This window comes from Acinetobacter sp. TAC-1, from assembly GCF_029025845.1.
Taxonomy (GTDB): domain Bacteria; phylum Pseudomonadota; class Gammaproteobacteria; order Pseudomonadales; family Moraxellaceae; genus Acinetobacter; species Acinetobacter guillouiae.
On the sequence record NZ_CP118892.1, the window covers coordinates 3,487,091 to 3,500,692 of the forward strand.

Annotated in this window: 13 protein-coding genes; all 13 read right to left on the minus strand. The window is 37.7% G+C overall.

Annotated elements, in window-relative coordinates; genetic code table 11:
- Positions 1-7: 7 nt before the first annotated feature.
- The 13 genes from PYV58_RS16190 to PYV58_RS16250 all read right to left on the minus strand — a co-directional run bounded on the left by PYV58_RS16190 (position 8) and on the right by PYV58_RS16250 (position 13,593).
- Complete coding sequence (locus PYV58_RS16190) at positions 8-562, minus strand: spore coat protein U domain-containing protein (RefSeq protein ID WP_004819809.1); 555 nt, start codon at positions 560-562, stop codon at positions 8-10.
- Positions 563-622: 60 nt separating this feature from the next.
- Positions 623-1,159 carry a spore coat U domain-containing protein gene (locus tag PYV58_RS16195; RefSeq protein WP_270386093.1) on the minus strand — a complete coding sequence of 179 codons (537 nt, stop codon included), beginning with the start codon at positions 1,157-1,159 and terminating at the stop codon, positions 623-625.
- 413 nt (positions 1,160-1,572) lie between these two features.
- Complete coding sequence (locus tag PYV58_RS16200) at positions 1,573-1,893, minus strand: hypothetical protein (protein ID WP_227504260.1); 321 nt, start codon at positions 1,891-1,893, stop codon at positions 1,573-1,575.
- Positions 1,894-3,467: 1,574 nt separating this feature from the next.
- Positions 3,468-3,824 carry a DUF1304 domain-containing protein gene (locus PYV58_RS16205; RefSeq protein ID WP_034615958.1) on the minus strand — a complete coding sequence of 119 codons (357 nt, stop codon included), beginning with the start codon at positions 3,822-3,824 and terminating at the stop codon, positions 3,468-3,470.
- Between the two features lie 67 nt (positions 3,825-3,891).
- Complete coding sequence (locus PYV58_RS16210) at positions 3,892-4,869, minus strand: zinc-binding dehydrogenase (RefSeq protein WP_034615956.1); 978 nt, start codon at positions 4,867-4,869, stop codon at positions 3,892-3,894.
- Between the two features lie 9 nt (positions 4,870-4,878).
- A complete protein-coding gene (locus PYV58_RS16215; RefSeq protein WP_034615953.1) occupies positions 4,879-5,481 on the minus strand; it encodes a TetR/AcrR family transcriptional regulator in 603 nt (200 codons plus the stop codon).
- Positions 5,482-5,866: 385 nt separating this feature from the next.
- Positions 5,867-7,099, minus strand: a complete 1,233-nt coding sequence (locus PYV58_RS16220) for a DcaP family trimeric outer membrane transporter (protein ID WP_034615951.1) — start codon at positions 7,097-7,099, stop codon at positions 5,867-5,869.
- A 74-nt stretch (positions 7,100-7,173) separates the two neighbouring features.
- Positions 7,174-8,526, minus strand: a complete 1,353-nt coding sequence (locus PYV58_RS16225) for an MFS transporter (protein ID WP_034615948.1) — start codon at positions 8,524-8,526, stop codon at positions 7,174-7,176.
- Positions 8,527-8,720: 194 nt separating this feature from the next.
- The gene (locus PYV58_RS16230; protein WP_034615945.1) at positions 8,721-9,440 is read right to left on the minus strand and encodes an alpha/beta hydrolase; all 720 of its coding nucleotides are present in this window, start codon (positions 9,438-9,440) and stop codon (positions 8,721-8,723) included.
- 79 nt (positions 9,441-9,519) lie between these two features.
- On the minus strand, positions 9,520-10,275 hold the full coding sequence (locus PYV58_RS16235; RefSeq protein ID WP_034615942.1) for an Asp/Glu racemase: 756 nt from the start codon (positions 10,273-10,275) through the stop codon (positions 9,520-9,522).
- Positions 10,276-10,290: 15 nt separating this feature from the next.
- Complete coding sequence (locus tag PYV58_RS16240; protein WP_034615939.1) at positions 10,291-11,436, minus strand: FAD-dependent monooxygenase; 1,146 nt, start codon at positions 11,434-11,436, stop codon at positions 10,291-10,293.
- Between the two features lie 11 nt (positions 11,437-11,447).
- Complete coding sequence (locus tag PYV58_RS16245) at positions 11,448-11,912, minus strand: acyl-CoA thioesterase (protein ID WP_034615936.1); 465 nt, start codon at positions 11,910-11,912, stop codon at positions 11,448-11,450.
- The gene (locus PYV58_RS16250) at positions 11,902-13,593 is read right to left on the minus strand and encodes an AMP-binding protein (RefSeq protein ID WP_034615933.1); all 1,692 of its coding nucleotides are present in this window, start codon (positions 13,591-13,593) and stop codon (positions 11,902-11,904) included. The genes PYV58_RS16245 and PYV58_RS16250 overlap by 11 nt, the downstream gene beginning before the upstream one ends.
- Positions 13,594-13,602: the final 9 nt, after the last annotated feature.

A 13,602-nucleotide genomic window follows, 5' to 3' on the forward strand; every position in this document is an offset into this window, starting at 1 on the left:
TCGTTCTTTAAAATTCGATGGTAATTGGAATAGTGTCGGTATATTGTCCAAGCGAGACTGACCGACCATTATTAACAGTTTGACCCATGAGATTAAGCGTTTGCGGCTGACCATTATTGGTCAAGGTAATCGATTGATTGGGTTTGAGTGCTTCGCGAGCAGTTCCATATAAGATGTTGTAGGCAAGGAAATCTGTGCCATTACTGATTGCACGAAAATAATTTGCACCAAAAGGTGCTGGTACCTTGCTGTCATTTTGCCCCGCACCAAAGGTCACTTTTATTGGGGCATTGCCAGGGCATTGAATGGTCAAACCTGATGTAGAACCCTGACTTAAACTGGTCTCTATCACCTGATTAAATGCAGCTGTGGTTTCTCCGAAATCCAGCTGTCCAAAATTCAGACCATTTGTTCCATTACTGACAGATTGATTATTAATTTCACATGAGGGTTCTAATTCAATCTGCAAATTTAATTTGGCTGCTAACTGTGCAGCACTGGTGAATGACGAAATAAGGCCACAAACCAACAATCCCACGCATTGTTTAAGTAACAGGTGCATACGTTCCTCCTTAAAACAGGCTTGTTCAACAACAAACCTGTTCACTGTTACGTATACCAATTAGAAATTAACAGTCACCAATAAAGTGTCTGTATAATCACCCTGTGCTTTTGCAGTGCCGCTATTTGCAGCAACAGCACCGAAGATTGGAACTTCTTGAGATACACCTGACGCTGCAGTGAAAGTCTGAGGCGTATTGATTGCATAAAGATTGGTACGAGCAGCATCACGATAAACGTTATAGCTGACTACATCTGCAGCAGTTGCATGTTTAAGACTACGATCAGCGCGTTGACCACCATCAATGGCAACAGTAAAGTTAACATCTGTTGTACCATCACATTTCACATTGAGATGGCTGCCCGTACCAGATGAAGCAACTTGTGCAGTAAGGGTATTGGTCCAAGTGCCAGAAGTTTTACCAAAATTCAATTCACCAAATTTGTTGATATTGCCATTCACTGTAGAACCTTCAACAGTACACCCTGTTGAAACATTCAGTTTTACATCAACCTGACCCGTCACTGCTGCTTGTGTAGTCGCGATATACCCTGTACCCAGTAAAATAGTAAGGGTTAGTTTTGTAAAAATATTCATATTAAATCCCATGATATGTATTATTTATTAACTTTTACACAAGAAGTGTGAAAGCATTTACATAATTACATGTGATAAATATGCGTTCAATAAATACACTAAAAAACACCATCGATTAAATATAAGTTTTTATATTTTAAAATAAATTCTCAAATCAATATGAATTAAATTACACCAAAGATTTAAACATATAAAAAACACTAAAATAATTAAGATTATTATAGATATACGCTTATATCTAATTAGCTACAAAACCAAGATTTATAAACATACTGAGCAAAAAAAACCCATTCAATTTTTAGGGGGAGAATGGGCGACGATATGGCATTATAACATGCTGATCGAAAACTTTTAATTGACAAAAAGATAAAAATCGTCAATTTAAATTTCAATAATTCAGCTTAAAAATAATTCTATAAAAAATCATCTCCTTCTTGTGCTTCCAATACATTTTGTTCTTCCACTCTCAGCGAAATATGCAAACCTAATGCAGCAACAGCATTATAAATAAAATCATTTTCCATAATATCTAAGTAAAAATGACTTTCCCTGCTCACTTCCTCATAAAGCCATGTGAGGTCATGTCGATTATCTTTCATACAGCTCTGTTTAAAATCACCCAGTTCACAATCAATCTCTTTTCTCAGCATTCGAATAAAATGCTGACGAGATGCCTGATTATTTACTGCATAAAAAAAATGAGAGTTTTCACCCATTCCTTTATGAAAAATCATTTCATAGATCTTTATCATACACACCCACTATTTATGAGTAGCGTTGTTTATCGCTCAATAGGTTGATGAAAAATTTTCCATTTCAAATTCATGGGTATTATTTATCACCAAACTTATAATATTTCAAAGTTAAGTATTTAATTTCACTGAATTAAACACACAACAAACATAGAGCAAGTGTATAATTATTATGAAATTATTTACTGCCAACAATCTATTGATCGTCGGTATTTTGAGTCAATATTTATCCTATTTCATCAAAATAAAAATATGTTATTCTATGAAAAAAAATAAGACCAATTGTAAATTAAATAAAAGAAACCTTTATTTATCTATATTCCAGATAAACCAAAATAAAAATACAAAGCAATAGATTAAATTTATATTTTTTGAGAACCTAATCATATAAAATAAAACACCAATAGCCCAAAAAAATAAATCACCATTAAAAGCAAAAATTTAATATTAACAATAAAAAATATAATAATTATTATGTGATGATTATTTTAAGCATACTTAACAACAGAAAAGCAAGATAAAATTATTCAAAAAACTTCGTAAAAAAAATCAAATAAATATTCACCAGATTAATCCTATTATTTAAAATACCAAATACTCACATAGAATAACTAAAAAACACAAAGCAAGCCTTAACTTTATCTTTAAAAATTAAATATCAATATCAACTAGAGTTTTATTTTAATAAAAAATTTGATAAAATCAGGTTTTAAAAACACCCTCTTGAATATTTAACGATGAAATATGAGATTGAAGAATGAAAAAATCGTACTGTTTTTATATTTAAAAATCACATAAAAACATTTTAATAATTCACTAAAATTATTGATAAATTAATACAATCAGATCATAAGTCTGAAGTTGAGATAACAAGTTGGACAGAAGCTTTTATTTTCAAAAAAGATGAAATCGAAATTTATTTTCAAAATTTTTATACTGATAATTCTTGGTTTTCATTTGAATTATATCCATTTGAGAAGCAAAATAAGTCTGATTTAAAGAAATTAAAATACTTAATGGATCAGTTAAGCGCATATTCTTTTTAAAGCCAATGATGAGTCTGGAATATTTTTAAACAAAATCTCAGAGCTATAAAAGATCAAATCATTTTACTAAGATTGTTAATCCGTCATTTGTAAGCTGAGTGTAAATTATCCATCAATTTGATTTCCAAACGTTCTCATTAGGACGCACCCTCCGCCCAACATGAGCGAGAGTGAGGCATCGCCTATGCAAAGGTACTTAAACTTTGAATGTAAGGTACGGCATTGCAAGCATTTTTATCATCAAACAATTTATTTTTCTATATGATTGATTTAATTAAAAATGTTAATTAAGTGAAATGATATTCTTGTATCTGAGTTTTTTAACAACTTAACGATAGTACATTGATTACCATCAATTGAAATTCACCAACATCAGGGATAGTAATCAATCAATCAAGATCATCTTCTGAACGATTCAGATGAAGCGAGAGAGCTTATTGATCTCTCTGATAATCTTATGAAATTGATTTTTGAACAAATTTAAAGAATGGGCGAGATTCCTCCCTTACTTTAGTAATTCAAATTTACGACAAGTAACGCCAACGCTGCTGGAATCGCTTGTATATAAATAATTTTCTTACTTGCAGTTAGGCCACCATAAATCCCAGCAACCAATACACAGCCCAGAAAGAAATTCGCTAGTGGTAAGGCATAGATTGCAGGTGCACATAAAGCCCAAAATAAGCCCGCGGCTAAAAAGCCATTATATAAGCCTTGATTTTGTGCCATGACTTTAGTGAGCTGTGCTTTTTCAGGCGTATTACCAAATGCTTTTAAACCGTATGGTTTGTCCCATAAGAACATCTCTAAAACTAAAATATACACATGTAGCAGTGCAATTAAGGCAATTAAAATTTGTCCAATCATCGTATTTTTCCTTATTTTTTAAAAACACTGATAGATCAGTCTTACAACTGATCTATGTCAAATACATTTATGGTTTTAATAACACTTTGCCTTGGCGTGCACCTTGGGTTGCTTTGGCAGCAGCTTGTTGAATTTGATCAAAACTAAATACCCCTTCAACAGGCAATATTAATTTTTTCTGAGCAGCTAAAGTCACCAATTCTACAATTAACTCTTTTTTGCGTTCCGCAGACAATTGTTTATTGACCACACTTGCCCAGAAGCCTTTGACTGTCGCTTGTTTAAAAATAAGATCACCTGATGAAATTTGCATCAGTTCACCCGTCATACTACCAAATGAAACCAATACACTATTTTCACTGAGTAAAGCTAACATTTCACCACTGGCTTTACCGCCAATCGAATCTACCCCAGCGATTAAAGGTTGATCTGCATGTATCGCTTTTACTTGATCTTTCCAATCCGCTTGATCAGTCGCCACTACATTTTGAATACCTAAACCATTCATTTCTGCAATCGCATCACTACGGCGAACCAAATGAATGACTTTTTGACCACGGGCGTTTGCAATCATCGCAACAGTTTTACCCACAGCGCCATTGGCTGTGTTTTGGATAAGCCACTGATCTTGTTTTAAATCAATAAAATCTAACAGCATCAAGGCACTAATCGGCATACCAATCAATTGTGCAGCAGTTTCATCATCTATTGCATCAATTAAAGGCACAACACCATGCGCAGGTGCAATAAAATATTCAGCCCAACTGCCGTGAACTGCTGCAACTGCAACACGTTGTCCGACAGATACCGCATCAACATCTTCACCAACAGCATCAATCACACCAACGGCTTCACTCCCCCCAATCGCAGGAAGTGTCGGTTTATAACCATAATTGCCTCTCACCGTCCAAATGTCATGGTTATGCATCGGAGATAAAATCATTTTAATACGAACTTCGCCTGCTTTAGGTTCAGGCTTTGGCATTTCTGCTGCTGCTAATACGTCGACAGGTTCGCCAAAAACTTGATGAATAATACTTTTCATTTGTTGTTCCTATATAGGTTTTAGTAATTGCTGTGTGGTTTCTAAAGCCAGATAAAGTGGCTGTTTGTTCTGTGCTAGTTTCGCCAATAAAGCTGCGCCTAACCAGAGTTGATACATGGTTTGTGCCATTTTTTCAGGCTCAATATGTTGTGGAATTGAGCCATCCTGTTGCCCGTCACTGAGTAAATTTGCAATGCGTTCTGTCAGCTTGCTTACACCAAAATTTAAAATCTGACGCATATCTTCCGATAAGTCAGAGACCTCTGCTGCAAGTTTTACAATCAGACAATTCTCGGCCCAGCCACCATCGTTATGGCATGGATCATCAATCCATGCTTGCCAAAGCGCAACTAAGCGCGCATAAGCACTCCGCTCTTCTTGTAGAATCAATTGATCGATTTTCACTTTATAATCAGCAAGATATTGCTGTAAGAGTGCACAACCAAATGCTTCTTTGGAAGCAAAGTAATAATAGAACGAACCTTTGGGTACACCACAAGTCGTTAAAATTTCCTGTAAGCCGACTCCAACAAAACCTTTATGTAATACCAGCTTAAAACTGGTAGTTAAGATATGTTGGCGAGTCGCTTCACTTTTATCTGATCGTTTCATGTACACACTATAAATCAATAATAGACCAGTCGTCTATAAATTTATAAAAAATTTAATTCAGAAAATTTGCTGCGGTTTTAAGTGCTTTTTAGCGCTAGAATGAGAGATTGTTGGATAAAGCTGAATACATTTAATTCAAAAACATTAATTTAGATGGGATAAGACTAAGCCGTGTTTTATATAAAATAAACTGAGCTTTAAAAACCTACAAGTTATTGAAAAACAATACCGTACTGCTGTAGATTTAAGAAAAAACTAATATTTTTATATTTTCTGATCATTTGATAACAGCTTCTATTGAACGTTTTGAGCCAATCAGTCTCCAAATGAATTAAATAGGCACTCCTGAGCAGATGACCTATTTAATTCTAATGACACGTTTAGATTAAAAATTATAACTTGCCATGATGTTTAAACGGTTATCTTCACCCTTTTTGCCATTAAAGGTTTCGCGTTCACCATATACATATTCAACTCCTAAAGTAACTGGTGTATAGGGCTTATACATCGTGTTTATCCATCCTTGCCATAAAGATTTATTCTGAGTTGAATTTTCGTAGTTTAAACGTGCAAACTCATTATTATCTTTTGCAAGCATATAACCATAACCAATCGTAGAACGCAGTCGTGGGGTAAAGGTATGCGTTAGACCAAAGGTAATGCTATCAAATTCATTACTATGCATTTTTTGATTGCCATCGATGGCATAACCATTATTTGACCAAAGTACATAACGTCCATCACCTTTTACATGGTAATAGTCACCCTTCAACATATTTTTCTCAGTAAACTGATATTGAACACCTAAGCCAAGCCCCCAAGCCATATTGTCATCGGCATTGGTTTTCTTCTCTGCAACAAAAGTTCTCGCTGAAATTAACCCTGCTTTATCTGCAAACTGATGGTTTATACGAGCAGCCAGCGCAGGTAAACGAATTTTAGCATCTGGCTCGGTATGTCCCATATATTTTTGATCCTCGATACTGACGGCATATGTCGTCTCAGTACCTAAACGATCACTATAACGAAGCAATGGTGTTCGTAATAACGCTCCACCCACATAACCCAGTGCATCCACTGTTTCAGGCATAAATTCTATGGGAGAAACAAAGGTTGACCATGCTTGCCCAATTAACCATTTGTCAAAAGTTAAATAAGCATGGCGAATACGAAACTGATCCCGATTCGCACCACCGACAAAATCCATTTCAATTTTACCGCCCACCGCGCCTATCTCGGTTGGTGTTTTAAAATCTAAACCAATCCGAGTTACACTCGGTGTTGATTTAAAGCGATTTTCTTGTTGACGAGCTTGTGGTGTATTTTCAATTGGTACAACATTGATATTATTAAACATTGTATCTGAACCAGCCGATTGATAGGTTGCATCCAAACGAATCAAACCATATAAATTGAGTTCAGTTCCTGATTTTAAAAGATTGATTTTGCTTGGTAATATTGCTTTATCAATATTCGCTTGTGGCTCAATATTGGCAGGATTTTTTTCACTATTTTGTCCCTCCTTGCTATTACTGGTTGTCGCATACGCTGGCGATAACATTAATATTGCGCTACTTGCCCATAGCAGATTTTTAATGAAGAAATATATTGTTTTCATAAGAATTCCCTTCTTGATTTATTCATAAATTTGTTCAACTTAAACATCTTTAAGACATTGAAATTATTTCAAATTTATATTTTTTTATGCGTAGCTGCACTTTGGCTGGCAGCGGTGGGTAAATTACCAAACTTCCAAAAAACGAGGATTGCAATTAATGCCAAAATTACAGGTATGGTCACTGTTAAAAACAGATTTGGCGTTGACCAATTGAGACGAATCAATTCGGCACCCAATACAGGACCTAAAATTGACCCTAGCCGCCCAACACCCAATGCCCAACCAATTCCAGTTGAACGGACTGAAGTTGGGTAAAACACCGCACCTAATGCATTCAATGCAGTTTGTGCTCCGAGTACACAGAAACCTGCTGCGCCTATCACTAAAAATGCCATAGACAGTGTTGTCGCTGATTGTCCAATCATGGCAATGGCTATCGCAGCACCGATAAAGGTCAAACTTAATGTCCAGCCAAAACCACGACGATCAACAAACCAACCTAAAATCAAATTACCTAGTAGACCTCCTATCCAAAATACAGCCCCTGCCAACACTGCTTTTGAACCCGCATGACCCGCTTCAGTCATCAACACAGGGAGCCAATTTGCCAAGAAGTAAGCAGCTAATAAATTCATAAAATTGACCACCCATAGCATGAGTGTCCCAAGTGCTAAATTGTCCTTAAATAGTTGGGCAATAGGTGCTCCCTCTTTCGCAGATTCCCTCACAACAAATTTGCTCTCAGTGCCAGCGGATTCAACATAGCCCAAACGAGTCGCCCAAGTTTTTAACACATCAGGTTTACGATTTTTCAGGGTTAAAAAAGGCAATGATTCTGGCAGTTTAAACAACATAACCACAGCGAGGATCAATGGAGCAATTGCGCCTGTTAAAAAGATCGAATGCCACCCCCAAATTGGAATAATGGCAGCAGCCAGTACGCCACCCAAAACACCGCCAAGAATAAAACCTGAAGAAATAATCATCATCAGGGTGACACGGAAACGAGTTGGGCTATATTCTCCAGCTAAAGTGACACAATTCGGAATGATCGCCCCCATACAAATCCCCGTTATAAAGCGGTAACTCACCAATGCTTGAACGGACTCAGCCATCATGGTGACTGCCATACATACGGATAAGGCAAACATAGCGCCAATTAATACAGGTCGACGCCCGAACTTATCGGCAAAAGGAGCAAGAAATAATGCACCAAATGCCATCCCAATCAGCCCAGCACCAAAAACTGAACCTAAATCTGCTTTTGCAATTCCCCAGTCTTGGATAATTGCAGGGGCAACATACCCCATTGCTTGTACATCAAAGCCATCAACAACCATACATAAAGCGCATAACAGCAACACCCATATCTGATGCTTGGTCAGCTTACTTTGGTCTATTAAGTCCGTTATATTGATGATATTCATCTATCTCTCCTTGTATTTTTTATCGTTATTGCATGCCGTCTTCCCAGACGTGCTATCTAAAATCAGAGCAAAACCTCTCTCAAAACTTTATAAAAAATAAAGTTTATTGTGGCTGCAAAATTTGTGCTTGTTCTTGCTTTAAATACGACATTAAATATTATTAAAATCGTATACTTTTAGTATTGCTCTACAAACTATTCCTCTGAAGCTTCAATAATTTTTTCTGCCAATAACACTGGATTGGTAAAAATGACTTCGTGACTACCAGACATTTCAACCAATTTAAATGTACCTAGGCGACTTGATGTTTGTGGATGCCAAAAACCTGTTGGCATCGTTAAATCATCAAGACAATTTAAAAAACTCTTTGGAATATCTAATGTATAGAATTTTTTTAAATCTAATTGGTCTAAAAAAGGTTGATAGGGTTCAGGATTCAATTTCTTATAGGTTCTTTCTGCCATCTCCTCATCTGCATCATTGATAAAAGTTGCTTTCCACACATCTAAAGGCAACATAATACTTTGATGATTAGATACTTGTGCTAACACACTAAACATCTTCCCATAATCATTTGGTAAATACTCGACCATACTTTCACCATCGTTCAGTACAAAGGCATTCCAGTAAATTAAACGCTGGATTCGATCCGAAATAGCTTCAGCCACTTTAGAAATAATCGATCCAGCATAACTATGCCCAAGTAAAATAATATTATTTAAATTATGCTCGATAATATAATCCACAATTGATTGCGTACTTTGAGCATGATTCACATTACGATCTACGTTTGGACCATGACCTGCTGTTGTCGGTGTATGAACAGTATGACCTTTCTCTCTTAATTCCTTTGCAACCTCTTGCCATGAATCACCATCATGCCAACCTCCATGTATCAATACAAATGTATACATTTTTGTATTCCTCATATTTTAAAATTAAATATCCATATTAAAACTCTCACACAACGCTTTTTTCAGTATTGGCTTATATTCAATGACCCGCCAATAAAGCACCTGCATGTGGAACAACAGGCACAATGCCTAATTCATCCATCATTTTTCGTACTGTACATACAGCAGTTGATAGGGTTGGTATCCCTAACATGTCTTCAATTTTCTGAATCACAGCTAAGGACGGCATTTGTACACATGCCGAAGCGATCACCACATCTGCACCTTGTGTATTTAAATGCTTAACATCTTCTAATAACAACATCGGATCACGTCGCCCCACCTCCAAGTTATCTGGGATCTCAAAGCAAATAGAATCAATCACTTCAATTCCTTCATGCTCGATATATTGCACCACCAGATCAGTTAAAGGTCGCATATAAGGTGCCATTAATGACACTTTCTTTGCACCCAATTTTTTTAAACCATCGACCAATGCTCCAGCCGAAGTCATTACTGGGGCTAAACAATGGTTTGCCCGAACAACTTCCGTTAAGGCTTTTTCAGTTTCCCGATGGTAGCCTGCACCCATTGCCATAATGGCCACCAAACATGCTGTACTCATCACATCCACACGCGCATCTGCAAGCTCTGCAGCACAACGTAAACTTTCTGCATTCATTACAAGCAATTCTTCTTTGGTCACTCGATGCATCCGCATACGGCTGGAGTGAAAAGTAAATTGTTCATCTGGATAGAGTTCTTCTCTCATACGGAACATCGCTGGAATTTCAGTTTCCATCGTGGTATTCGAACTAGGGACGATTTGCCCTATCCGATAATTTGTCTTGCTCATTTCTAAATCCTTTTATCAATCATTAAAATCTGGATGCAGACGCTCGTATGCTGCAATAAACTGTGGATCGCGTTGTTTTAAATCCTGATGACTGACTTTGCCTGTACGGCGCATATAGTCATAGGTAAAACTGATCGGATCTAAATCTAACCGAGTCGCAACATTTTCATACCAGTCAAGACTTTTAGCTGCGGCTGTCTGAAATGAGGAAGAAGCATGACGACGTTGCTGTTCAAACAGTTGAAAAGCTAAGGCAAGATCATCTGGAGCCTTGACGATCGCTTCATGTAATGCAATTGCATCTTGCATCGCCATACGTGTGCCAGATCCCAAAGAAAAATGAACAGTTCTTAACGCATCGCCAAGCAATACAATATTTTTATATGTCCAACACTGATTCTTAACAATATTGGCTTCAAACCATAAGGAACGGTTCGTAAGTAATTCATTGCCGCCTAAATCACGCGCAAAAACTTTGGCACAGAAATCTCGACTTTCATCTTCATTCATTTGGTCCAAACCGCAGGCTTTCCATGTTTCTGGGTCAACTTCAACCAAGAACGTACTCAGTTCTGAACTATATTGATAAGCATGCGCAATAAAGACACCAGCATCATGATATGGACGGAAAATCAGCGATACGGGATGGAAACGTTGCCGAGTGCCATACCAGACAAATTTATTACGACGTTGTTCAAATTGTGGCTGAAAGTGGGCTTGATACTGTTTACGAATCGCACTATTGCCACCATCAGCTGCAACCACGAGATCAACCTGTTGAGATAAAGTTTCGATATCTAGCATTTGATGTTCATACTGAATCTCAATACCAATCGCTTCACATGCAGTATTCAATGTATTTAACATATCAATTCGTGAAGTACGGGAAAAATGATTGCCATGCACCTGTACTCGGCTGTCTTGGTGTACGATTTCCATATAGTCACAGCATTCATGATGATCGGTGAATTCTTTAAAAAATTCCGGATCAGCATCTTCTAAAAAGGCCAAGCCAATATCAGAAAACACCACGCCCCAACCATAAGTTGCACCACGGCGATTTTGCTCATAGACGGTAATTTCATGCTGAGGATTATTCTTTTTAGCCAATAATGAGAAATATAATCCCGCTGGGCCAGCTCCGATCACTGCAATTTTCATAACTGGATTTCCTACGCCAAATTTTGTAATAAACACTGACTTTGATAATGTTCTAAAGCCAAACGAAATGTAGATGGGATATCAATCGAACGCCGCTCATCAACAGCAATACAGACAGGTGTAAGTTTTGAAATAAAAATTATATTTTGATCTAAAGTCCGCCCTGTAATATTCAAAACATAAGTACGGCTATGAATCTCTTCCACCATAACGGTCAGATCAAAGATTTCATCTGGTTTTAATGAACGTTTAAAATCAAAGCTCAATCCTCGAGTCGGGGTTCCAAAACCATGTGCTGACTTTGCCTTTTGTGAGTATTCACCCAGTAAAATTTCATAAAACCATTCCGCAGCCGAAACCACATAGTCTGAAAACACACCTGTAAAGACCACACCTGCTGGATCACATTCCAACCACCGTACACGGCGGCGAATTACCACTGGCAGCGTGCTGATCACCTGTTCATTACATTGCATCATAGGCACCTCTCGCTCTGGCCTGCTCTTCATGTAATTTTTCGGTGATGATCCGTTTTAGTTCAGGCTTATTCAGCTTCCCAACATTGGTCAGAGGAAATTCAGCTATGATTTCGATACGCTCAGGACACTTATATTTGGCAAGCCCCTGATCAATCAGAAATGCTGCCAACGCTGCGACGTTTGGCACAGTACAATTGAGATTCGCAATAATAAAAATGCAACCCTTTTCACCATATATTGGATCAGGCATTGCCACTAATTTAGCGTCGGCAACTGATGGGTGTTTACAGATGAATGCCTCTACCTCTTCACAGCCAATCTTTTCACCACCTCGATTGACGTTGTCACGTAACCGACCTTCAAAGGTATAACAAATGACACCACCCTCTATTTGATGCGCAGTCATCATGTCACCGGTACGATAAAAACCCGCTTGGGTAAAAGCACTGGCATTAATATCAGCTGCATTGTAAAAACCAGGTAATGTGGCAGGTCCTTTAAAACATAATTCGCCCATTTCACCCAATTTGACTTGTTGCTCTGATTCAGGATCGAGCAGACAAAATTCATCTTCAGGGCAACCCGAAACACCTTGGGAATGATGTCTTTGAAATATAGGCGCCTCAGCACCCGAGCCCAATAACAAGCCTTCAGTAATGCCATATAAATTGGAACACGGCACCCCTAAATGCTGCTCTAACATATCGGCACGGCACATGGTACAAAACAGCTTTAAAGAAGATAAATCATGTTGTTGAATGGCTTGATATGCCATCAGCTGCGGTGCAATTGGACCAATCGACAGTGCATGGGTGACTTTATGTATTTCAATCAGTTGCAACATACGTTTAATATCGACCTTTGGCATAATGACTGCGGAAATACCAAAGCTAATCACCGACACCAAGGCATAAATTGTTCCAGCATTATGTACAATCGGTAAAGACCAAATCACCCTACTGTCTGTATCAATGCCATAGGTTCGCATCCAACCTAGACTATGGCCCTGATATTCAGCATGAAAACGTGGAATAATTTTTGGAATGCCTGTTGTACCGCCTGATAACTGAAAACTGAGTACATCTTCTGCACCTAGCTGCACATCTTGCATCTTTAGTTTTGCTGTTTCTAAATCAATCGTGGCAATCAGATCATTGAGATGAGTCAACCCCTCGTTTTGTCCACGAATCACAATCAACTTTTCAAGACTTTCCGATTGCTCCAGCATCGATTGGGCAAATGCCACCAAATCAAAATTAGGACTAAAGTCAGCTTGTACGAAGTAAGCCTTTGCCGCACTTTTCTCTACCAATTGTCGAATTTCAACTTCACGATGCTGAGGTAAAGAGCACACGGGGATAATGCCTGTTTTAAAACAGGCGACTAAAACCAGAATGGTCTCAATATTCGTCCCCAGCTGAAAAATTGCTCGATCACCTGTTTCCAAGCCATGATTGAGTAATGCTGCGCCCAATCTTTCTGTCAGATGATCCAGTTCCTGAAAAGTTAAATTGCGCTCATCACTGATAAAGGCCAATTTATCAGGATAACGTTGTGCAATTTTCCTTAGTGAATTTCCAAGCGTGTCATTAATCCACGCACCACTTTCAATCCATTTTTTAGCATTTTCAGCTGGATGATAAATAACACCTTGTATTGGGTTGAGTATCCTACTCATCTTGTTCTC

What these genes read in the sequence shown, in the direction of transcription:
- PYV58_RS16190 (WP_004819809.1), bottom strand. Translation starts at nt 562, where the DNA reads ATGCACCTGTTACTTAAACAATGCGTGGGATTGTTGGTTTGTGGCCTT.
- PYV58_RS16195 (WP_270386093.1), bottom strand. Translation starts at nt 1,159, where the DNA reads ATGAATATTTTTACAAAACTAACCCTTACTATTTTACTGGGTACAGGG.
- PYV58_RS16200 (WP_227504260.1), bottom strand. Translation starts at nt 1,893, where the DNA reads ATGATTTTTCATAAAGGAATGGGTGAAAACTCTCATTTTTTTTATGCA.
- PYV58_RS16205 (WP_034615958.1), bottom strand. Translation starts at nt 3,824, where the DNA reads ATGATTGGACAAATTTTAATTGCCTTAATTGCACTGCTACATGTGTAT.
- PYV58_RS16210 (WP_034615956.1), bottom strand. Translation starts at nt 4,869, where the DNA reads ATGAAAAGTATTATTCATCAAGTTTTTGGCGAACCTGTCGACGTATTA.
- PYV58_RS16215 (WP_034615953.1), bottom strand. Translation starts at nt 5,481, where the DNA reads ATGAAACGATCAGATAAAAGTGAAGCGACTCGCCAACATATCTTAACT.
- PYV58_RS16220 (WP_034615951.1), bottom strand. Translation starts at nt 7,099, where the DNA reads ATGAAAACAATATATTTCTTCATTAAAAATCTGCTATGGGCAAGTAGC.
- PYV58_RS16225 (WP_034615948.1), bottom strand. Translation starts at nt 8,526, where the DNA reads ATGAATATCATCAATATAACGGACTTAATAGACCAAAGTAAGCTGACC.
- PYV58_RS16230 (WP_034615945.1), bottom strand. Translation starts at nt 9,440, where the DNA reads ATGTATACATTTGTATTGATACATGGAGGTTGGCATGATGGTGATTCA.
- PYV58_RS16235 (WP_034615942.1), bottom strand. Translation starts at nt 10,275, where the DNA reads ATGAGCAAGACAAATTATCGGATAGGGCAAATCGTCCCTAGTTCGAAT.
- PYV58_RS16240 (WP_034615939.1), bottom strand. Translation starts at nt 11,436, where the DNA reads ATGAAAATTGCAGTGATCGGAGCTGGCCCAGCGGGATTATATTTCTCA.
- PYV58_RS16245 (WP_034615936.1), bottom strand. Translation starts at nt 11,912, where the DNA reads ATGCAATGTAATGAACAGGTGATCAGCACGCTGCCAGTGGTAATTCGC.
- PYV58_RS16250 (WP_034615933.1), bottom strand. Translation starts at nt 13,593, where the DNA reads ATGAGTAGGATACTCAACCCAATACAAGGTGTTATTTATCATCCAGCT.